We start from the raw sequence: 19,771 nt of genomic DNA, 5'->3' as shown, positions 1-19,771 counted from the left end.
CCGGCACGCCGGTCCCTGGAATGGGTAGTGCCGGCCTATGCCGTTGCGTTGGCGCTGGTGGTCACCGCGCCGCTTCTGGCACCCGGTTATCTGCTGCTGCGCGATGCGGTGTCCACCCCGCGGTCGTACTTTTCCGACACCGCACTCGGTCTGGGCGAATCGGCGCCACGCGCGGTTCCGCAGGATTTCCTGATCGCTCTCGTGTCACCCGTGCTCGATGGCGGGGTGTTGGTCAAAGCGCTGCTGATCGCCGGGCTCGTGCTGGCCGGCTGGGGTGCCGCCCGGCTGGCCGACGTGCTGGTGCCGGATGCCGGGTTACCCGGCCAGTTGGTGGCCACCACGCTCGCCGGGTGGAATCCGTATGTCGCGGAGCGGATGCTGCAGGGGCACTGGAGCCTGCTCGTCGGGTACGGCAGCCTGCCGTGGGTGGCCGCCGCGGTGATCCGACTACGCGGCGAGCGTCCGGAGCCGTCATGGGCAGGCTGGGCGGCAGTGGTGTTCTGGATCGCGCTGGCCGGACTGACACCGACGGGTCTGCTGTTGGCCGCTGTCGTGGCGCTGGTCTGTCTTGCGGTCCCGGGCGACGGGGTGTCGAGGCTGTCGTGTGCGACCGGGGTGCTGATCGCCGCGCTGCTCGCGGCGTCACCCTGGCTGACGGCCTCGGCACTGGGCGACGCGCTGGAGTCGTCACCGTCGTCGGGTGTGGTCGCGTTTGCGGCTCGTGCCGAACCCGGACTCGGCACTCTGGGCAGTCTGGCCGGTCTTGGTGGAATCTGGAATGCCGAGGCCGTCCCGTCCTCTCGCACAACGCTGTTGGCCTTGTTGGCCACCGCGGTGCTGCTGGCCGTGGTCGCCATCGGATTGCCGACGGTCCTGCGCCGTCGTTCCGCGGTGCCGCTGTTGGTGCTGGCCGCGGTGAGCATCCTGCTGCCCGCCGCGGTGGCCACCGGACCGGGGCTGGCCGTTCTGCGTGCCCTGGTCGAGGCCGCGCCGGGTGTGGGTGTACTACGCGACGGGCAGAAGTGGGTGGCGCTGGCCATGCCGGGCTATGCGGTGGCCGGGGCCGCCGCAGTGGTGACATTGCGGCATCGGCTTCGCCCTGCAATCGCTGCGCTGGTGTGTGTGGTCGCGGTGATCGCCGTGTTGCCTGATCTTGCCTTCGGCGTCTGGGGCAAGGTCACCTCGGTGCGTTACCCGCCAGGCTGGGTGGCGGTGGCCGGCATCGTGAACGCCGCCCCGGCGGAGGTGGCGGTGCTGCCCGCCGACAGCATGCGCCAGTTCGCGTGGTCGGGTCCGGCACCGGTGCTGGATCCGTTGCCGCGCTTCGTCCGTGCCGAGGTCTTGGCCACCGGTGATCTGACCATCTCGGGCCAGTCGGTGCCCGGCGAGGGCAGCCACGCGCGCTCCGTGCAGCGGATGCTGCTGGCCGGCGGTCGTCCCGAGGAGCTGGCCGACGCTGGGGTCGGCTGGGTTGTGGTCGAAACCGGCAGCCCGGGAACCCTGGGGGACGTCCAGCGCACACTGCGGGGGCTGCCGGTAGCCTACCGCGATGGAGACCTCACGCTCTATCGGGTCGGCGGCGCGAATTCATCTGCGCCACAAGGAAAGCGGATACTGTCCGGGTCAGCCCACCTGGTGTGGCTGGTCTTGTTGCTCATCGCCGGCACTGCAACTGCGGTGGCCGCGGTGCGCGACCGCAGGCAAGCCCGCTCCGGTTAATCCGCCTTCGGCGCCAACTGCTGGATCTGCGCCAAGATGCGGGAGATGACCTCGTCCTGCTCGGTTAGGTGGTCCTGAATCATCGAGGCCTCCTTGAGCACCGCCTCGGCGTCCTTGTAGGTCTCGTCCGCGCGAGTGTCGGCGGCCTTCGCCTGGATGTTCTGGCCCACGATGATGATCGGCAGCAGGACCAGTTGCAAAAAGCTGCTCGACAACCACACCACGACGAAGTACGTGCCCTGCTTGATCGCGTCGGGCAGAGCGAACAATGCCAGCACGGTGAACAGATAGGCGCACCACATGGTGCCGACGATCAGCGTGATCCACAGACCGAATCTGGCATTGAACCGGACCACCCAGTTGTCATGGTGAAGGCCCCGCAGCTCAGCGGCCGTCACCGGCTTCCGCGTCGCCAACTCGTGGGCACGCGGGTGGCGGACATAGTCGTATATTTTCGGCATTCCCGATCATCACACGATGTCGTCGAGTTCGATCGGCACAGCGGCGCAACGAGTTTCTGCGAACTCGCTGTCAGACCGGGCGCTTCGACACCGCTGGTGGCCGCCACGAGCGAACCGCGCGCGGCGTGCACTCAGCTCTGCAGCGCGACCGATGCCGTGTCGACCGCGGGCTGCACACCGATTCCGCGCCCCTGCACGGTGACCGCCAGACGAGTGCGGTCGCCGCGGAAAAGGTCGCGGGAGAACTCGCACGGCGTGCCGTTCTGGTCATAGGTGATGCGGTTGATCAGCAGGAGGGCGGCTTGTGGCTTGACGCCGAGCAGAGCTGCCTCATCCGGCGTGGCGTTGACGGCCTCGATCCGCTCCTCGGCGCGCGAGGTGACCAATCCGTACTCGGTCTCCAGGATCTGGTAGATCGACCCGCCGAGTTGTTTCTCGAGCAGTCCGGGAAAGGCCTCGGCGGGGAACTCGGCTGTTTCTAGCGAGATCGGTGAACCGTCGGCCAGACGAACCCGCTGGATCTCGATCACGAAATCGTCGGCGGTCAAGTGCAGGGCCTGCTGAGTGGTGCGATCGGGTCCAGTGATCTTCGTCGACAGCACCCGGGTGCCGGCGGCGTAGCCCTGGCTGGCCAAGAACGACGGCACCCCCACCACGTCGGACAGGCTGCGCTGCACCTGCGGGTGGCTGATGAAAATGCCACCCGCCCGGCCGATCACCCGATGCACCAGGCCGGATTCCTCCAGCGCCGCGAGAACCTGCCGCAGGCTGGAGCGGCTGGTCCGGTAACGCTCCGCAAGTTCGCGCTCGCTGCCGAGCTTGCCGCCGGGCTCGCCGGCGTTGATGTCTGCGACGATGTGGCGCCGCAGCTGCTCACTTTGCGTTGGCACCGAACTCCCCCTTGAATTGGACCTACCAATCTAGGTGGGGCATTACAGATCCGCAATCGCCGCCGCGGATTCCGGCAAAACCTGGCCGCCGTCGACCACCAGCGTCTGGCCGGTGATGAATGCCGCCTCGTCGGTGGCGAAGAACAGGGCTGCGTTGCCGATGTCGGCCACCGTGCCGAGCCGGCCCGACGGGATGGCCGCCGCCATCTGGTCGATGTAGTCCTGGCCCATGTCGATCAGGCCCTCGGTGATGATGTTGCCGGGCAGCACCGCGTTCATGGTGATCTTCCTGCGCGCCAATTCCATTGCCGCCGTGCGCAGGAAGCCGAGCTGAGCGGCCTTGCTGGCACCGTAGTGTGACCAGCCGGGGTAGCCGGTGATGGGACCGGTTATGGAGGAGGTGACGATGACCCGGCCGTGCCCGCTGGCGGCCAGTGCCGCGAGCGAGGCCTGAACCATGAACACGGTGCCCTTGAAGTTGACCGACAGTACGTGCTCGATGTCCTCGGGTGTCAGATCCTCCAGACGGCACTGCGGAAAGACACCGGCGTTCGCGCAGACGATATCCACGCCGCCGTGTCGTTCGACGGCGGCGGCGACGACGCGTTGGCAGTCGTGGGGGTTGGCCACATCGGCGGCCAACCCGCTGACTCGGCCCGGGCGGTCGCCCAACTCCGCGACGGTTGCGTCGATGTCGGCCTGGGTCCGTCCGGTGATAAGCACATTGATGCCGGCCGCGGCGAAGACCTCGGCGATGCCGCGGCCCAGACCCTTACTGCCACCGGTGACAATGGCCGACCGGCCCTGAAGTGAGGAGAACATAGCGGTGCCCTTTTCGTGAGGCTCAGACCAGCGCTCGGCCGGCTGAACTGAGGTAGCGCTCGGCCAGGCCGCAACTGCCGGCGGCGTAGGTGATCGCCTTGGTGCGAGATTCCTTGGAGTGACTGTGCGTTCCCATCCAGGCCAGCAGCAGAAGTCGGCGCAGCAGAACGAAGGAGGCGAGCATGTCGACGTCCTCGGCCGCGAGCTGGCGACGGGTGCGGTAGCCGGCCAGCCAGGACTCCTGCCACTCGCCGAGGGCGGGATCATCCTCGATGAAGGAGACGGCGGTGCCGAAATCATAGAAGAACCAGCCGAAACCGCAGTCATCGAAATCGATCACGGTAATGGTCGAGCCGTCGAGGAGAACGTTTGCCAGTCGTAGATCGGCATGGACCAAACCGAATTGGTCTGGGCCCGAGCCATACTCGGTCAGGCGCGCAAGCAGCAACTGCTCAGCGCGGTCCAGCACGTCGCGCTCGGCGACGCCGACGCCTTCGGCATCCTGCCAGCGGCCCCAGCGCGGCCGCGCGCCGAGGCTGTACTCCCAGTCCCAGGAGAACCGGGCGAAGCCGGGCGGGCGCGTCCAGGCGCGCGAATGCTCGTGCAATGCGGCGGTGATCCGGCCGAGGGTGTGGAAGTCGTCGGCGGTGATCGTCGTCTCGTCCGGCTCGACCCCGGCCACCATGTCGAAGTGCACCACGTGGCGCTCGATTCCGTCGACGGTGACAGTGACAACCCGCCGGCCGTCCCGCGCCGGCAGCACGGTCGGCACGGTGACGCCACCGTCCCGGCGAAGCTCCGCGAGCCAGTCGAGTTCGGACTCGATCTCGGCGAGCCGATGGTAGTTCTGCCGGTGCACCCGCAGAATGGATCGGGCGCCAGTGGCGCCGTCCTGCACTGCGTAGGTGGCGTTTTCGGACAGATTCAACAACCGGAGCTCGGAGTCGGGTGCCAGGTCGTATTCGGCGAGTGCTCGTTCCGCGGCCTCCCGGTTGTCGGTGATCACCGAATCGGCTTCACCCATCAGTGCTCGCGTCCTTCGATCCCGGCCAGCACCTCGGTGATGCGGTCCCGGGCGGTGGTCACGTCAGCGAGTGAACCACCGAAGTACAGCCGGCCGGCCGCGCCGATCATCTGGACATCGACCACGGTCAATCCCGGTGCGGCCCGCTCGGCCTCATTGGCGGCCACCGCGGCGAACAGAGCGGGCGTCATCTCGTAGACCAGCAGCGCCTGACCGGGCAGGATCATCGAGGCCTGCCGGTTGCGATTCAGGATGACCGCATGCTGGTCAGTGATGTCGGCGATGATGTCGTGGTACAGCACCCGGGGACGCAATTGGTCGGCCGCCGAATTGCCCGTCCCCTGCAGGATCGCCTCGCCCGCCCGCTGAACCTCCAACAGGTCACTCGAGTGGATCTCGAGCACGCCGAACTGCCGCTCCACGTATAGGATTCCCGGCTGGACACCGGGAACTTCACGCAACGCCAAATCGATCACCCGCTCGATCGCCAGTGCGGGCGACACCTCGACGATGAGTGCGTGCTCACCCTCGTAGGGCGGATAACCCCGGGCGCGGGTCGGTGTCCCCAGATAGGCGGCGAACTGGCGCTGGAGGTCTTCCACCAGCAGATAGACGCGGATGTCGGTGCGCGTCCTGGAGTCGGAGCGCGTATCGGTCGCGGCCATGCGGGTTACTCCCTGTTGGATTCGAGCGGCGGTGCGGGGTGATCTACTGAGCGGACACCGAGAAGTGCGCGCCGAGTTCGCTGTGCGGGCGCGGGATGACGTGCACGCTGACGAGTTCGCCTACCTGGGAGGCGGATTCGGCGCCGGCTTCGGTGGCGGCCTTGACCGCACCGACCTCACCGGTCACGATCACGGCGACAAGTCCGTCGCCGACCTGCTGACGATCGGTGATGGTGACATTCGCCGCCTTCACCATCGCGTCGGCGGCCGCGAGCGCGGCAACGTAGCCTTTGGTCTCGATCATTCCGATGGCGTTGCTGGGCATGATTTTCTCCTCGTTTCTCTGTCGGTTACTGCTGTTGTTCGGTGCTGTCGGCGTCGATGGAGCCGATGATCAGCGCATCGACGGGTGGTGGAGTTCCGGGAAACCAGCTGGCCGCCACCGAACCCTGCGCCACCAGCACACGCTCGCCCAGCCCGCTGCCGAGCACGTCGAACGCGATCAGGTGTGATCCCGATCCGTCCGGCTGTACTTCGAGGAAGGCGCCGGGCGGCAGCCCGTCGATGCGCCGGGTCGCCCAGACGTGACCGGTCACGGTCGCTGCGATCATTTCCGCTCCTTCTCGATGGTGATGCCAAGGACCCGGGCTTTCTCCCGGGCCAGCGGTGTCAGCACCGCCTTGGGGCCCAGAACCAGCACGCCACCCGAGGTCGCCATGTCGGCGACGTGCCGCTCGGTGACGGCACCGCTGTCGATGCGCCGGGCCGCCGCCGGCGCCCCGTGCCCGCCGCCGGCGAGGCGGAAGCTCAGCCGGCCTGCGCGCAGGTCGGCCCGCGCCTTGGGGTTGTCGAACAGCTTCAGCAGGCGGCGGACAAAGGCATCGAGATCCTGGTCGTTCGCGATGCGAATGGTGTCGGTGCGAGCGTTGGCGTCGGCGGCCAGCGGCCCGGTCGGCTGGATGCCGACGGGCACCACCGGACGTGACGGTGGCACGCCGGCAGGCGGCGCAGGGCGTGCCGGCGGTCCGGCGGCGGGGGAAGCCGCCTGCGGGGTCAGGCTGCCCACGACGTCGCGCACCACTTCTGCGACCAGCGCGCGGAGCTGATCGCGGTCGACCGAACCCAGCACCGTCACGTTGCACTCCGGGACAGGGCGTCCTGAGCTGCTTCGGCGCCTTGCCGCACGTCGGCCTCGGTGCCCGACAGGTAGACCCGCCCGGTGGCGCCGATCATCCGGAAGTCGACAACCTTGACGTCAGCGGCCTTCTCGGCCTCGTTGGTGGCGAGAATCGCATACGAGGCGGGTTGCACCTCCAGCACGTACAACGACTCCCCCGGGAGCACCATCGAGCCCAGTTTGTTGCGGTTGATCAAGAACGCATGCTGCCGGTCGATGCTGGAGATGATGCGCGCCGCCAGGATCGTCGGGCGCACCGCGGAGGCTGCATCCTGACCCAGCTCTGCCAGGGCTGCGTCGGCGGCCGCCTTCACCGCCCCGGTTTCGCCGTGGAACTCCAGATAACCGAATTGGCGCTCCACGAACAGGATTCCGGCCGTCACATCGGCGTGCTTGAGCGCCACGTCGGTGACGCCCTCGATGTCGATGCCCGGTGCCACCTCGATGATCTGCGCGGCGACGTCAGCGCGCGGCAGGGCACCTTTGATCCAGCTGCCGAGATACGACATGGTCTGCGGCTGGAGCCGGTCGATGAAGATGAAGGAGCGCAGTTCGGCCACAGGTCACCTCTTGATCAGTTGGGCGAGCTCTTCGACCACCAGCGCACGCAATTCGGCGCGCAGCAGGTCGAGATCGGACTGCGCGGAACGGCCCACTGGCTGGCCGTTACGCGCGGGTTGGGGATGCGGTGCGGCACCGCGATCATTCGAGGCACGCGGATACTCGGGAACCGGGCCTACCGGCGTCCGCCACGGGTTCACCCCGGCGAAGTTCGGCATCGCCACCCCCGCATCACGGTTGTAGGCGATCCTCGCCCAGTTCACCAGGTTCTGCGGCTGCAGGTTCTCCCCGATCGAGCTGCGCCCGACGAACCCGGTGCCGATCGTCATCGACGGGGCGAGATTGGTCTCCAGACCCGAGCTGCCGGTGCTGTTCCCGACGTTCGCCGAGACCCGGAGAACCGGCACCTGCGCGGCGAATTCGGTGATGACGCGTGGATTCTCGCTATGGATCGCCGCCGAGTGCCCGGCGCCGCCGATCCGCACCACACTGCGGGCCGCACGGATGCCGCGGTGGGCGTCGGGCACTGTCGTCATGCCCAGCACCGGTGAGAGCTTTTCGTGCGCGAACATCTCCTCGGCGATGACATGCTCGAATGGCGCTACCAGCACACGGGTCTTGGGGCCCACCCGCAGACCGGCCCGACCGGCGATCCAGGCCGCGTCGCGGCCGACGACGTCGGTGTTCAGGTGCTGATCGGCAAACATGTACTCGCGCAACCGTCGCGCACTGTCGGCATCGAGGATGTGCGCGCCGTTGCGGGTCATCGCCGAGCACAGTGCCGCCGCGATCGACTCCTCGGCGATGAGCACCGATTCGTTGGTGCACAGCACCGAGTTGTCGAATGCCTTGCTGTCGACGATGCGTCTGGCCGCGGCGGCGATATCGGCACTGGCGTCGACGAGAACCGGGACGTTGCCCGGCCCGACGCCGAGGGCCGGATTGCCCGACGAGTACGCGGCGCGAACCACACCGGTGCCGCCGGTGGCCACGATGACGTCGGTGCGCTCGTCAGCCATCAGCGCTTCGACCAGGGGTATCGACGGCTCGTCGATCACCTGGATGATGCCGTCGGGGGCCCCGGCGCTCGCCGCAGCGTCGGCGAGGACGTAGGCGGCGTCGGCCGAGCAGCGCTTGGCGCGCGGATGCGGTGCCACCACAACGGCATTGCGCGTCATCAGCGCCAGGATGACCTTGAAGTAGACGGTCGCCACCGGATTCGTCGTCGGCGTCAGGGCGAGCACCACACCGGCCGGACGCGGAATCTCCACAATCTTGCGGGCGGTGTCAACCCGCGGGGATACGAAATCCTCACCGCGGTAGTAGTCGACGATGCCTCGCGAGCAGGCGCGGTTCTTGAGCAGCTTGTCGGCCACCACCCCCATACCGGTTTCGGCAACAGCCGCCGCGGCGAAGCGCTCCGCTTCGTTGTACCCGGCATCAGCGACCGCGGTGACGATAGCCGACACCGCAGCCTGGTCGAAATCGGCGAACGCGCGGGCGGCCCACTGGGCACGTTCCAGCATATGACCGCCCGAGGCGATGGTCGTCATGATCGTCTCCCTCCCATCGCAGCCGTGCGGGCCCGTCCCACTGCGACGTCGACCCGGTCCAGCACGTCCTCGCATAGGTCACGCCCCAGCAGCAGGCCCGGCTTGAACTGCAGCACACGGGGATCGAGGGTCGAGAAGATCGCCCACACCCCGTTTTCGTACAGTTCGCGCATCACGAACTTGGCTCCCTCGGGGTGGTTGAACTCCAGCCCGATGACCACTCCGTTCTGCCGGATGCCGACGAACCAGTCGGGGTAGTCGCTCTGAATGCGCGCGAGCCCGGCACTGAAAAGGTCGGCGATGTAATGAACCATGGACCGCACTTCGGGGCGGCTGCAGATTTCCAGCGTCTTGATGGCGGCCACACAACCGAGTTCGGCACCGCCGAAGGTCGAGATATGGCCAAAACCATCCTGATTCAGCCACTGTGCCGCTCGGTCACCCAGCATGGCGGCGGTGATCGGGTACATGCCGCCGGACAGGCCCTTGCCGGTGACGATGATGTCGGGTTCGATGCCGTGTTTGGTGATCGCCCACATCTCACCGGTGCGCATGAGGCCGGTCTGCACTTCGTCGGCAATGTAGAGCGCGCCGTACTTCTCGGTCAGGCCTTTGACCGCCTCGAGGTATCCCGTTGGGGGCAGCGGGAATCCGTAGGTGGCCAGGATGGTCTCCATGATGACGGCAGCAACGTCGTCACCGGAAAGCGCTTGTTCCATCGCACCGACGTCGCCGAACGGTACCTGGATGAACTCGTCGGGGCGGTCGGCGAGGAAGAGTTTGGCGAACCGGTCGTCTCCGGTGGCGACCGCCAGCCCGGTATGACCGTGGTAGGCCTTGGCGATCGAGACGATCTTGCGCCGCTGGGTGGCGTGCCGGGCGCTCTTGAGCGCGATATCGATCGCCTCACCGCCACCGGAACCGAACGCGACCTTGGTGATCGAGGCGGGCGCGGACTCCACCAGCTTCTGCGCCAAGGCCGTTCGGGCCACCGACGGGAAGTGGTGGTTACCGACATCGAAATATTGCATACCCTCGGTAAGTGCCTGCACCACTTCAGGATTGCGATGCCCGAGGTTGTAGGTGCCACCGTTGAGGTGCATGTCGATCAGCCGACGCCCAGCCATGTCCCACAGGAAGTAGCCTTCACGGCGATCAATGACCAAGTCGACGCCGGCATCCGTCCAAAACTGAGTCTTGTCCGGATTCCAAAACGTCTTCGCCCGCTCCAACACGTCGGCCTTGGAGTCGAACGCGAATGTTCCGTAGTCGTGCATGCGGCTCCTCACACGCTGTCAACGGATCCGAACCTAAATGGAGTGACCATTTATGTCAATGGTCGAAATCGGGTCTTGCCAAGCCGTATTGGTAGTGCCAATATACGGACGTCCGCCTGTGGCGTGGGCCACATCCGGCGTTCCACGTCTACATCTGGAAAGGTCCAGGAACTCGATGACCGATCAAGCGATAACACCCGAGAAGAGTTCGGGCGACAACGTACAGCTACTCAAACGCAACGCGGTCGGCACCGTGGGTGTGATCTTCATGGCGGTCGCCACGGCCGCGCCGATCACCGCAATGGTCGGCAACGTGCCGATCGCAGTTGGTTTTGGTAATGGTTCACATGCGCCGGCCGGCTACCTAGTCGCCACCGTAGTCCTGGCGTTGTTCGCCGTGGGCTACGCGACCATGGCCAAGCACATCACCACCACTGGCGCCTTCTACGGCTACATCGCTCACGGCCTGGGCAAGATCGTCGGCTTGGCCAGCGGAGCGCTGATCACCATGGCCTACGTGGTGTTCGAGGGATCGCTGATCGGCATCTTCTCGTTCTTCTTCAAGAATCTGCTCGAGTCCCAGTTCCACATGTCGATTCCATGGATCGTTCCCGCACTGGGCATGCTGGCGCTCAACGCGATCCTCACCTACTTCGACGTGAACCTCACCGCCAAGGTGCTCGGCGTGTTCCTGGTGACGGAGATCGTCATGCTGGCACTCGGGGCAGTCGCGGTACTCATCCACGGCGGCGGCCCCCAGGGCTTCGCGGTCTCGGAGACGATCAACCCGGCCGGCGCATTCAGCCCGGCGGCCGGGATCGCCGGCGCCAGCGCCGGACTCGGCTTGTTCTTCGCCTTCTGGTCGTGGGTCGGATTCGAATCCACGGCAATGTATGGAGAGGAGTCCCGCGAGCCCAAGAAGATCATTCCCCGGGCCACCATGTTCAGCGTCATCGGCGTCGGGTTGTTCTACGTCTTCGTCTCCTGGATGGCCATCGCCGGCACCGGACCACAGAAGTCGATCGAACTCGCGCAGGACGCCGACACCGCTTCGGAGATCTTCTTCGGGCCGGTACGCAATTACTACGGCGGCTGGGCCATCACGATGTTCAACGTCCTCCTGGTCACCGGTTCGTTCGCGTGCGGCATGGCGTTCCACAACTGCGCGTCGCGTTATCTCTATGCCCTGGGCCGCGAAGGACTCTCGAAGTACCTGCAGCGGACCATCGGTGCCACGCACCCCACGCACGGCTCGCCCTACGTCGCATCGTTCGTGCAGAGCGGCATCACGCTGGTGATCATCCTGGCGTTCCTCGCCGCCGGGATGGATCCCTACTCGGATATGTACACCCTGCTGGCGATCCTCGGCACAATGGCGATCATGATCGTCCAGTCGCTGTGCGCGTTCTCGGTGGTCAGCTATTTCCACATCCGCAAGAATCACCCGGTCAGCAAGCACTGGTTCCGCACCCTCGTGGCACCCATGCTCGGTGGGATCGGCATGCTCTATGTCGTCTATCTGCTGTGGGAGCACAAAGACGCCGCCGCGGGCACCGCGTCCGGGACGTTGCTGTTCACGCTGACACCGTGGATCGTGGTCGGGCTGTTCGTCTTTGGAGCGGGCGCAGCGCTGTACTTCAAACTGCGCGACCCAAGGCGCTACGAGTTGATCGGCCGTATCGTTTTCGAAGACAACGCGATTCGCGATTAGCGGGTAACGACATTTCGCCCCTGGCTCGAGGACCGAGGAGGACCGACACCGTGGCCCTGCCACAGGATGGCAAATCCGAGCAGCACCACCCGGCGGACCTCGACCAGGGGCGAATGCGCGTCCTGGACGGAAAGCCGGTCAACCTCGACGGCTTCAGCGTGGCCAACCCTGCGCTGGGACTGGCCGCGATGCACAGCCCCTACGATCCCGCGCCATCGCTGGTGGTTCGCGACGGCGTCGTCATCGAACTCGACGGCAAGCCGGCCGCCGAGTTCGACGTCATCGACGAGTTCGTCGCCCGGCACGGCATCGACCTGGTGGCCGCCGCCGAGGCGATGGCCCTCGACGACGCCGTCCTGGCCCGGATGGCGGTCGACATCAACGTGCCCCGATCCGAGGTGGTCCGCCTCATCGGCGGTACCACCCCGGCCAAACTGGCCCGGGTCGTAGCCATGCTGACGCCGGTCGAGATGCAGATGGCGATGGCCAAGATGCGAGCCCGGCGCACCCCGAGCAACCAGGCGCACGTGACCAACCAGCTCGACGACCCGCTGCTGATCGCCGCCGACGCGGCGAGCGCGGTGGCCTACGGCTTCCGTGAAGTCGAGACGACGGTGCCCGTATTGGGCGACGCGCCGTCGAACGCGGTGGCACTGTTGATCGGCAGCCAGGTGGGGGTGCCCGGAGCGCTGGCCCAGTGCTCGATCGAGGAAGCCCTCGAACTCCGGCTGGGTTTGCGCGGCTTAACCAGCTACGCCGAGACGATCTCGATTTACGGCACCGAGCAGGTGTTCGTCGACGGTGACGACACCCCGTTCTCCAAGGCGATCCTCACCTCCGCCTACGCCTCCCGAGGCCTCAAGATGAGGGTCACCAGCGGCGGCGGCGCCGAGGTCCTCATGGGTGCGGCCGAGAAGTGCTCCATCCTGTATCTGGAATCGCGGTGCGTGTCGCTTGCCCGGGCGCTGGGCTCGCAAGGCGTGCAGAACGGCGGAATCGACGGCGTCGGGGTGGTCGCGTCGGTACCGGAAGGTATGAAGGAGCTGCTCGCCGAAAACCTGATGGTGATGCTGCGCGATCTCGAATCATGCGCGGGCAACGACAATCTCATCTCCGAGTCCGACATCCGCCGCAGCGCCCACACCCTGCCGGTCCTGTTGGCCGGGGCGGATTTCGTCTTCTCCGGATTCGGCTCGATTCCCCGCTACGACAACGCATTCGCATTGTCGAACTTCAACTCCGACGACATGGACGACTTCCTGGTGCTGCAGCGGGACTGGGGCGCAGACGGCGGGCTGCGGACCGTGTCGGCCGAGCACCTGGCCCGGGTGCGCCGCCGCGCCGCGACGGCCGTGCAGGCCGTCTACCGCGACCTCGGTCTGGCGGACTACGACGACGCCCGGGTCGACGAAGTGGTGGTGGCCAACGGCTCCCGTGACCTCCCGGCCGGCCACCCCAAGATGGTGGCCGAGGCCGCCGCGGCTATCGAGGCCCGTCAGCTGACGGTCTTCGACGTGGTCGCCGCGCTACACCGCACCGGTTTCGAGGCCGAAGCCGAGGCGATCATGCGGCTGACCGCCGAGCGGCTGCGCGGCGATCAGTTGCAGACCTCGGCCATCTTCGACGAGAACTTTCAGGTGCTCTCGAAGCTCACCGACCCCAACGATTACGCGGGCCCGGGCACCGGGTACGCGCTCTCGGAGGCCCGCCGCGCGGAGATCGACGGGATCAGGCAGGCACGGACGGCAGCGGAGCTGACGGCCGACCAAGACCAGCATCGCGGGCACATCACGCTGACCCCGGTCGAGAACGCGCGGCAGGGCAGCGATCCGCGAGAAGTATGTATCGGCCTGTCCCCGGCGCTGGGCCGCAGTGTCTGGCTCACCCTGTGCGGGCTGACGGTGGGTGAAGTCCTGCGGCAGATCGAGGCCGGGCTGGAAGAGGAGGGCTGCGTGGCGCGGCTGGTCCGGGTCCGCTCGACGATCGATGTCGGCCTGATCGGGTTGACTGCGGCCAAGCTGTCGGGTTCAGGGATTGGAATTGGATTGCAAGGCAAGGGAACTGCCCTGATACACCGTCGCGACCTGGCCCCTCTGGCCAACCTCGAACTATTCAGCGTCGCCCCCCTGCTCGACGCTGACATGTACCGGCAGCTGGGCAAGAACGCCGCGCGCCACGCCAAGGGCATGGCGCCGGTGCCGATCTTCACCGGCGGCACCGACGAGTCGATCTCGGCGCGTTACCACGCCCGCGCAGTGGCGCTGGTCGCGCTCGAACGCGCGGCCTGCGAGCCCGGCGAACCCCCGGTGACGATCGATGCGGCTCGCGCATGACCAAAAATCCCTACACCGTCGAGGCGGCCGTCGACGGCAAGCTGAGTCTGTCCGATCTGCGGATGGACCCCGCAACGCTGGCGCACCAGGCGTCGGTCGCGGCGGCGGGTGGCAACCCGCAGCTGGCCGAGAACTTCTTGCGCGCAGCCGAATTGGCGACGATGACGGACGGCGAGGTGATGGACCTCTACGAAGCGCTGCGCCCGCACCGGTCGACAGCGCAGGAACTCGAGACACTCGGGGCCGCGTTGGAGTCGCGCGGTGCCCGCCGCTGCGCGCAGTTGGTGCGCCACGCGGCGACCGTCTACCAGCGGCGGGGTCTGCTGCGTTGAGTGTGGTGGCCGGTATCGATGTCGGAAATCACACCACCGAGATCGTTGTTGCGCGGGTGGGTCCCGGGCCGCTGACGCAGATCTGCCACGGACAAGCCCCGACCCGTGGGCGCAAGGGGTCCCCGGAATCGCTGGCAGGCGCGGCGGCGCTGCTGCACAAGCTCGAGGTCCAGGCACAGGTCCGGGTCGACGAGATCGTCCTTTCGGCGCTGCGGCCGGTCGACACGGCGACGGCGCCGCTGCCGCCACCGACACCGCCCCATTGCCCGGTGCGAAACCTGCGTCGCCCCAGCGCGAGCACCCCGGCAGGATCGGGATCGGGCGTCGGGGCCCACGTCCCGCTTGCCGACCTCAGCGGCCCGGTGACCGCCGGACGTATCGTCGTTTCGGTCGATTCGACGGTCGACTTCGAGGTGGCCGCCCTGGAGATAACCCAGGCCATCGACCGTGGTTGGCGGGTGGCCGGGGTGATCGCCGAACGCGATGAGGCGGTGCTGATCGCCAACCGGATTCCCGGCGGCGTGCCGGTCGTCGACGAAGTCGACCTTGCCGGCTTGCAGCGCGGCGCGCCGGTGGCGATCGAAGTGGTGGCCGAGGGGCGCTCGTATCGCGCCTTGGCCGACCCGATCGCGCTGTCGGCGGCCCTCGAGATCGGCCACCAGCACATTCACCGGATTGCCGAGTTCACCCGCGAGCTCGCGGACTCCCCGGCGATCGCGGTGACCCTGCGCTCCGACGAGCCTGCGCCACCGGCGGCCGACGACGACTACGCGGAGTGCGGAGTCGACGGTGTCGTGCACCGCTATTCGCCGGCCGAGGCAGAAAGCCTGCTGCGAGTCCGCCCGCCCGGGACGGTAGTCGGCGTGCGACTGGCCGCCCTGCCGTCGGCCGTCCACGGAATCGCCGTCGACGACGCCTATTTCACCAACCTCAAGGCGATCGACGACGGCGCGTGGCTGCGCCGCGGGATCGTCGAAACCGGCGGCACCATCGTCGCGCTGCTGGCCGCCGACGAAGTCGCCGATGCCGCGATCACCCTGCAGCAGATGTGCGGCCGCCCGGCCCGGACCATCGCCTCGGAGCCGCGGGCGGCCGCGCGCGGTGCCCACACCACTCCGCATCTGCCGCCCAGATCGATCGTGTGCGATATCGGCGGCGGCACCATCGACGTGATCGGCCCCGACCGGGAAGTGGTGGCCGCCGGGGCAGGTGAAGCCATCACCACGGCCGTCGCGGCCACCCTCGGTGTCCCCCGCGCATTGGCTGAACAGGTCAAGCGCTCGCCGGCGATCCGGGTCGAAGGGCCACACATCGCCCATGAGGAGGACGGTCGCCGGGTGTTCCTGGACGCACCGGCGCCGCCCGAGGCGATCGGCCGGTTGTGTACTCGCGGAAGCGCCGGGCTGGTCCCGTTCTCCAGCCGGCTGGCCGCCGAGGAGTGGCGCAGCCTTCGGCTGGCGGTCAAGCAGCAGACCGTCGCAGCCAACATCGCCCGCTGCCTGAAAGCTTTCGACACACCCCCGGTTGCTCTGGTGCTGGCCGGCGGCGGCGCCCTCGACGACGAGCTGCTGCGGACGGTGGGCGAATCGCTGCGCACCGTTCCGGTCGCCGTCGGGCGGGCCGATGTCGACGGAGTACACGGGCCGCGCTACGCCGTTGCGTCCGGCCTGGTGCACCTGTATGCCGACACGGTATGAGCCGCGGGCGGCTTAGATCACCCCGCAGACGCGGGTACCGGCGTGCACCGACTCCAACACGTTGCGCATCGCGTCGGCGCTCTGCTGCCAGGAGAAGTCCCGGCTGCGCGCCTTGGCCTTGGCGCCGAGCTCGTCGCGCAGGACATGTTCGGCCAGCAGGTGTTCGAGACGATCGATCAAGTCATCGTGGTCGTCGACCAGCACACCGGTCACGCCGTCGATGACGGAGTCGGTGAGTCCCCCTGACGAGCGGTAGCCGATGGTCGGCACGCCGTGCTGGGCGGCCTCGATGACGGCCAGGCCCCAGCCTTCCTTGCGCGACGGCAGCACGTGCACCCAGGATCGTTGCACGACAGCGTGTTTGGTGCGTTCATCGACGTGACCGTGGAAGGTGACCGCATCGGCGATACCGAGCCGGTGTGCACGCTCCACGAGCCGGTCATGCCACCAGCCGCCGCCGACGACGTCCAGGTGCAGATCGGCGACCCGGGGCCGAAGTGCGGCCACCGCATCAAGTGCGTCCTCAATCTGCTTGTGCGGCACCAGCCTCGACAACACGACGACACGGGGCGTCGCCGACCGTTGGGCGGTGAGAGTGTCGGCAGGCGCCTCGTCGAGGCCGTTGCGCACCACGGCGATCTGCGCCGCGTCGACCCCGAGGTCGGAAAGATCGCGGGCCGAGGGCAGGGAGACGGTGACGTACTGGTTGCGCCGGTGCATGCGCGGCGACAGCCACGATTCGACCAGCCAGCCCAGCCGGCCCACGAAGCGGCCGGCCACCGGCCACTGCTCGCGGTGGCAGTGATGCACCAGGACCGCCACGCGTCGGCCGAACGCGAGCCGGGCCAGAAACGGCACTCCGTTCTGGGTGTCGATGACGACGTCGGGACGCGCCCGCCGCAGCGGGCCGAGCCGCAGGCGGGCGGCGACCATCGCCAGGCCGGCCCAGATGTAGACGCTGTAGGGCCCGCCGCCGCGGCTGATGGTGACGCCGTCGACGACCTCGCGGCGGGGGGCGCCGGCGTACCGGGCGGTGCGCAGGGTGACGTCGATACCGGCCTCGGCCAGCAGCGTGCCGATGCGCTGGACATAGGTTTCGCTGCCGCCACCCTGCGGGTGGCCGGTGTCCCGCCAGCACAACAGCAGGACGGAGCGGACGGGTGTGGACATCATTGCCAGCCTAGACCGCACATTAGGGTGAGCCCGATGGCCGTCACCGACCTGTTCGCCCAGCGCGCGACGCTGGGCCGTTCGGTGCGGCTGCTGGCCGAATTCCGCCACGAGCAGCCCGACCCGGCCCGCTTCTACGGCGCACTGGCCGCCGACACCGCCGGCATGGTCACCGACCTCTGGCAGGCCACCCATGCCGACAACCCTTCCGGGCAGACCCTTGTCGACGTCGGCGGCGGCCCGGGCTACTTCGCCACGGCGTTCACCGATGCGGGCTGGCACTACATCGGTGTCGAACCGGATCCCAGTGAGATGCACGCCGCCGAGCAGACCCGCCGGGCTGGACCCGGCACGTTCGTCCGGGCATCCGGGATGGCTCTGCCGTTCGCCGACGGCAGCGTCGACGTGTGCCTGTCCTCGAACGTCGCCGAGCATGTCCCCCAACCGTGGCAGCTCGGGGCAGAGATGCTGCGCGTGACCCGTCCCGGCGGGCTCGCGATCCTGTCGTACACCGTCTGGCTCGGTCCGTTCGGTGGGCATGAAATGGGCCTGACGCACTACTTGGGCGGTGCCCGCGCGGCCGCCCGCTACACGCGCAAGCACGGCCGGCCGCCGAAGAACAACTACGGGTCGTCGCTTTTCGCCGTCTCCGCGGCCGACGGCCTGAACTGGGCGGCCGGCACAGGAGCGCTGGTGGCGGCATTCCCGCGTTACCACCCACGATGGGCGTGGTGGCTGACGTCGGCACCACGAATACGAGAGTTCTTGGTGAGCAATCTGGTGCTGGTGCTGCGACCACCGATTCCGCAGAAATGAACAGGTTCTAGTTTCTGTCTTGAGTAGGTAGTGTGACGGGCATGACACAGAGCACAGCCTTCAAGACCGAGTGGGACAAGTTGTTCATCGGCGGCAAGTGGGTCGAGCCGTCCACCGCTGAGGTCATCGAAGTGCATTCCCCGGCCACCGGCGAACTGGTGGGCAAGGTACCGCTGGCCGCCAAGGCCGACGTCGACGCCGCCTGCGCCGCCGCCCGTAAGGCCTTCGACGAGGGCCCCTGGCCGCAACTGTCGCCCGCGGAGCGCGGCGAGATCCTGAGCCGGGCCGTCAAGATCCTGGAAGAGCGGGCCGAGGAGTTCAAGTTCCTGTTGGCCGCCGAGACCGGACAGCCTCCGACGATCGTCGACATGATGCAGTACGGCGCGGCGATGTCGTCGTTCCAGTACTTCGCGGGTGCCGCCGACAAGTTCACCTGGCGCGACTTCCGTGACGGGGTCTACGGCACCACCATGGTGCTGCGCGAGCCGATCGGTGTCGTGGCCGCCGTCACGGCGTGGAACGTGCCGTTCTTCCTGGCCGCCAACAAGCTCGGCCCGGCGTTGCTGGCCGGGTGCACGATCGTCGTGAAGCCCGCAGCCGAAACCCCCTTGTCGCTGTTCGCGATGGCCGACGTCTTCGCCGAGGCCGGGCTGCCCGAGGGTGTGCTGTCGGTGGTTCCCGGCGGCCCGGAGACCGGCCGCGCGCTGACCGCCAACCCCGAGATCGACAAGTTCACGTTCACCGGGTCCAGCGCGGTCGGCAAGGAGATCGCCAAGATCGCCGCCGAGAAGCTCAAGCCGTGCACGCTGGAACTCGGCGGCAAGTCTGCGGCCATCATCCTCGAGGATGCCGACCTGGACTCGACGCTGCCGATGCTGGTGTTCTCCGGCCTGATGAACTGTGGTCAGGCCTGCGTCGGGCAGACCCGGATCCTGGCGCCTCGCTCGCGCTACGACGAGGTCGTCGAAAAGCTCTCTGCGGCCGTCGCCGCGATGCCGATCGGACTGCCCGACAATGCGGGCGCCATGATCGGCCCGCTGATCTCGGAGCGCCAGCGTGAGCGCGTCGAGGGCTACATCAAGAAGGGCGTCGAGGAAGGCGCTCGGATCGTCACCGGCGGCAGCCGTCCCGAGGGTCTGGACAACGGCTGGTTCGTGGAGCCGACGGTGTTCGCCGACGTCGACAACTCGATGACCATCGCGCAGGAAGAGATCTTCGGCCCGGTGCTGGCGGTGATTGCCTACGACACCGAAGAGGATGCCGTGCGGATCGCCAACGACTCCGTCTACGGACTGGCCGGGTCGGTGTACACCACCGACAACGACAAGGCCATGAAGATCGCCGCCCAGATCCGCACCGGCACCTATGCGGTCAACATGTACGCCTTCGATCCGGGTGCGCCATTCGGTGGCTATAAGAACTCCGGTATCGGCCGCGAGAACGGGCCCGAGGGTATCGAGCAGTACACCCAGGCCAAGAGCGTGCTGCTGCCGTTCGGGTACACCCCCGAATAACCGAAACGAAAAGGCCCCCGCACGCATGGCGTGTCGGGGGCTTTTTCGA

At 67.5% G+C, this 19,771-nt stretch carries 19 protein-coding genes; 7 read left to right on the top strand and 12 right to left on the bottom strand.

Translation table 11 applies throughout. The features are described from left to right. Positions 1-15 precede the first annotated feature (15 nt). Entirely contained in the window at positions 16-1,719 is a 1,704-nt protein-coding gene (locus G6N13_RS09270; protein WP_235678057.1) for an MmpA family trehalose lipid delivery protein, read from the top strand. On the opposite strand, the gene G6N13_RS09265 is transcribed toward G6N13_RS09270, so the two are convergent. The 11 genes from G6N13_RS09265 to G6N13_RS09215 form a co-directional block, all read right to left on the bottom strand. Then, positions 1,716-2,180 (bottom strand): DUF1003 domain-containing protein, encoded by a 465-nt coding sequence (locus G6N13_RS09265; RefSeq protein WP_163696434.1) that lies wholly within the window; start codon positions 2,178-2,180, stop codon positions 1,716-1,718. The two genes, G6N13_RS09270 and G6N13_RS09265, sit on opposite strands and share 4 nt — an antisense overlap. A gap of 131 nt (positions 2,181-2,311) precedes the next feature. After that, the gene (locus G6N13_RS09260; RefSeq protein WP_163696432.1) at positions 2,312-3,070 is read right to left on the bottom strand and encodes a GntR family transcriptional regulator; all 759 of its coding nucleotides are present in this window, start codon (positions 3,068-3,070) and stop codon (positions 2,312-2,314) included. Positions 3,071-3,112: 42 nt separating this feature from the next. After that, a complete protein-coding gene (gene fabG, locus G6N13_RS09255; RefSeq protein ID WP_163696430.1) occupies positions 3,113-3,892 on the bottom strand; it encodes a 3-oxoacyl-ACP reductase FabG in 780 nt (259 codons plus the stop codon). Positions 3,893-3,914: 22 nt separating this feature from the next. Continuing rightward, a complete protein-coding gene (locus tag G6N13_RS09250; protein ID WP_163696429.1) occupies positions 3,915-4,916 on the bottom strand; it encodes a phosphotransferase enzyme family protein in 1,002 nt (333 codons plus the stop codon). Beyond that, positions 4,916-5,581, bottom strand: coding sequence for a microcompartment protein (locus G6N13_RS09245; RefSeq protein WP_094477560.1), 666 nt, complete (start codon positions 5,579-5,581; stop codon positions 4,916-4,918). The genes G6N13_RS09250 and G6N13_RS09245 overlap by 1 nt, the downstream gene beginning before the upstream one ends. Before the next feature lie 43 nt (positions 5,582-5,624). Beyond that, positions 5,625-5,906 carry a BMC domain-containing protein gene (locus tag G6N13_RS09240; protein ID WP_094477558.1) on the bottom strand — a complete coding sequence of 94 codons (282 nt, stop codon included), beginning with the start codon at positions 5,904-5,906 and terminating at the stop codon, positions 5,625-5,627. A 25-nt stretch (positions 5,907-5,931) separates the two neighbouring features. Next, positions 5,932-6,192 carry a EutN/CcmL family microcompartment protein gene (locus G6N13_RS09235; protein WP_163696427.1) on the bottom strand — a complete coding sequence of 87 codons (261 nt, stop codon included), beginning with the start codon at positions 6,190-6,192 and terminating at the stop codon, positions 5,932-5,934. Further along, entirely contained in the window at positions 6,189-6,707 is a 519-nt protein-coding gene (locus tag G6N13_RS09230; RefSeq protein ID WP_163701915.1) for a hypothetical protein, read from the bottom strand. Before G6N13_RS09230 ends, G6N13_RS09235 begins: the two co-directional genes overlap by 4 nt. 5 nt (positions 6,708-6,712) lie before the next feature. Continuing rightward, positions 6,713-7,318, bottom strand: coding sequence for a BMC domain-containing protein (locus tag G6N13_RS09225; RefSeq protein WP_163696425.1), 606 nt, complete (start codon positions 7,316-7,318; stop codon positions 6,713-6,715). 3 nt (positions 7,319-7,321) lie between these two features. Further along, entirely contained in the window at positions 7,322-8,872 is a 1,551-nt protein-coding gene (locus G6N13_RS09220) for an aldehyde dehydrogenase family protein (RefSeq protein ID WP_163696423.1), read from the bottom strand. Then, positions 8,869-10,149, bottom strand: coding sequence for a class-III pyridoxal-phosphate-dependent aminotransferase (locus tag G6N13_RS09215; protein WP_163696420.1), 1,281 nt, complete (start codon positions 10,147-10,149; stop codon positions 8,869-8,871). Before G6N13_RS09215 ends, G6N13_RS09220 begins: the two co-directional genes overlap by 4 nt. Before the next feature lie 175 nt (positions 10,150-10,324). Between G6N13_RS09215 and G6N13_RS09210 the strand changes: the two genes are divergently transcribed. The 4 genes from G6N13_RS09210 (at position 10,325) to G6N13_RS09195 (ending at position 16,222) form a co-directional block, all read left to right on the top strand. Next, positions 10,325-11,860, top strand: coding sequence for an APC family permease (locus G6N13_RS09210; protein ID WP_163696418.1), 1,536 nt, complete (start codon positions 10,325-10,327; stop codon positions 11,858-11,860). Between the two features lie 113 nt (positions 11,861-11,973). Next, entirely contained in the window at positions 11,974-14,193 is a 2,220-nt protein-coding gene (locus G6N13_RS09205) for a propanediol/glycerol family dehydratase large subunit (RefSeq protein WP_163701911.1), read from the top strand. Continuing rightward, positions 14,190-14,525, top strand: coding sequence for a diol dehydratase small subunit (locus tag G6N13_RS09200; RefSeq protein WP_163696416.1), 336 nt, complete (start codon positions 14,190-14,192; stop codon positions 14,523-14,525). The genes G6N13_RS09205 and G6N13_RS09200 overlap by 4 nt, the downstream gene beginning before the upstream one ends. 2 nt (positions 14,526-14,527) lie before the next feature. Next, complete coding sequence (locus G6N13_RS09195) at positions 14,528-16,222, top strand: diol dehydratase reactivase ATPase-like domain-containing protein (RefSeq protein WP_163701913.1); 1,695 nt, start codon at positions 14,528-14,530, stop codon at positions 16,220-16,222. A gap of 12 nt (positions 16,223-16,234) precedes the next feature. Here the strand turns inward: G6N13_RS09195 and G6N13_RS09190 are convergent, their stop codons facing one another. Continuing rightward, positions 16,235-17,395 (bottom strand): glycosyltransferase family 4 protein, encoded by a 1,161-nt coding sequence (locus G6N13_RS09190; protein ID WP_163696414.1) that lies wholly within the window; start codon positions 17,393-17,395, stop codon positions 16,235-16,237. 33 nt (positions 17,396-17,428) lie between these two features. On the opposite strand from G6N13_RS09190, the gene G6N13_RS09185 reads away from it, so the two are divergent. Both G6N13_RS09185 and G6N13_RS09180 read left to right on the top strand, forming a co-directional pair. Beyond that, entirely contained in the window at positions 17,429-18,208 is a 780-nt protein-coding gene (locus G6N13_RS09185) for a class I SAM-dependent methyltransferase (protein WP_163696412.1), read from the top strand. Positions 18,209-18,249: 41 nt separating this feature from the next. Continuing rightward, positions 18,250-19,722, top strand: a complete 1,473-nt coding sequence (locus G6N13_RS09180) for an aldehyde dehydrogenase (RefSeq protein WP_163696410.1) — start codon at positions 18,250-18,252, stop codon at positions 19,720-19,722. The last annotated feature ends 49 nt before the right edge of the window (positions 19,723-19,771 follow it).

The organism is Mycolicibacterium sarraceniae (assembly GCF_010731875.1).
GTDB classification, from domain to species: Bacteria; Actinomycetota; Actinomycetes; order Mycobacteriales; family Mycobacteriaceae; genus Mycobacterium; species Mycobacterium sarraceniae.
This window is presented reverse-complemented; position numbering and strand designations above follow the sequence as displayed.

Excerpts from the sequence above, each read along its gene's own strand:
- G6N13_RS09215 (WP_163696420.1), bottom strand. The coding sequence starts at position 10,149 with ATGCACGACTACGGAACATTCGCGTTCGACTCCAAGGCCGACGTGTTG.
- G6N13_RS09220 (WP_163696423.1), bottom strand. The coding sequence starts at position 8,872 with ATGACGACCATCGCCTCGGGCGGTCATATGCTGGAACGTGCCCAGTGG.
- G6N13_RS09200 (WP_163696416.1), top strand. The coding sequence starts at position 14,190 with ATGACCAAAAATCCCTACACCGTCGAGGCGGCCGTCGACGGCAAGCTG.
- G6N13_RS09185 (WP_163696412.1), top strand. The coding sequence starts at position 17,429 with ATGGCCGTCACCGACCTGTTCGCCCAGCGCGCGACGCTGGGCCGTTCG.
- G6N13_RS09180 (WP_163696410.1), top strand. The coding sequence starts at position 18,250 with ATGACACAGAGCACAGCCTTCAAGACCGAGTGGGACAAGTTGTTCATC.
- G6N13_RS09205 (WP_163701911.1), top strand. The coding sequence starts at position 11,974 with ATGCGCGTCCTGGACGGAAAGCCGGTCAACCTCGACGGCTTCAGCGTG.
- G6N13_RS09190 (WP_163696414.1), bottom strand. The coding sequence starts at position 17,395 with ATGATGTCCACACCCGTCCGCTCCGTCCTGCTGTTGTGCTGGCGGGAC.
- G6N13_RS09250 (WP_163696429.1), bottom strand. The coding sequence starts at position 4,916 with ATGGGTGAAGCCGATTCGGTGATCACCGACAACCGGGAGGCCGCGGAA.
- fabG (WP_163696430.1), bottom strand. The coding sequence starts at position 3,892 with ATGTTCTCCTCACTTCAGGGCCGGTCGGCCATTGTCACCGGTGGCAGT.
- G6N13_RS09235 (WP_163696427.1), bottom strand. The coding sequence starts at position 6,192 with ATGATCGCAGCGACCGTGACCGGTCACGTCTGGGCGACCCGGCGCATC.
- G6N13_RS09240 (WP_094477558.1), bottom strand. The coding sequence starts at position 5,906 with ATGCCCAGCAACGCCATCGGAATGATCGAGACCAAAGGCTACGTTGCC.
- G6N13_RS09265 (WP_163696434.1), bottom strand. The coding sequence starts at position 2,180 with ATGCCGAAAATATACGACTATGTCCGCCACCCGCGTGCCCACGAGTTG.
- G6N13_RS09210 (WP_163696418.1), top strand. The coding sequence starts at position 10,325 with ATGACCGATCAAGCGATAACACCCGAGAAGAGTTCGGGCGACAACGTA.
- G6N13_RS09245 (WP_094477560.1), bottom strand. The coding sequence starts at position 5,581 with ATGGCCGCGACCGATACGCGCTCCGACTCCAGGACGCGCACCGACATC.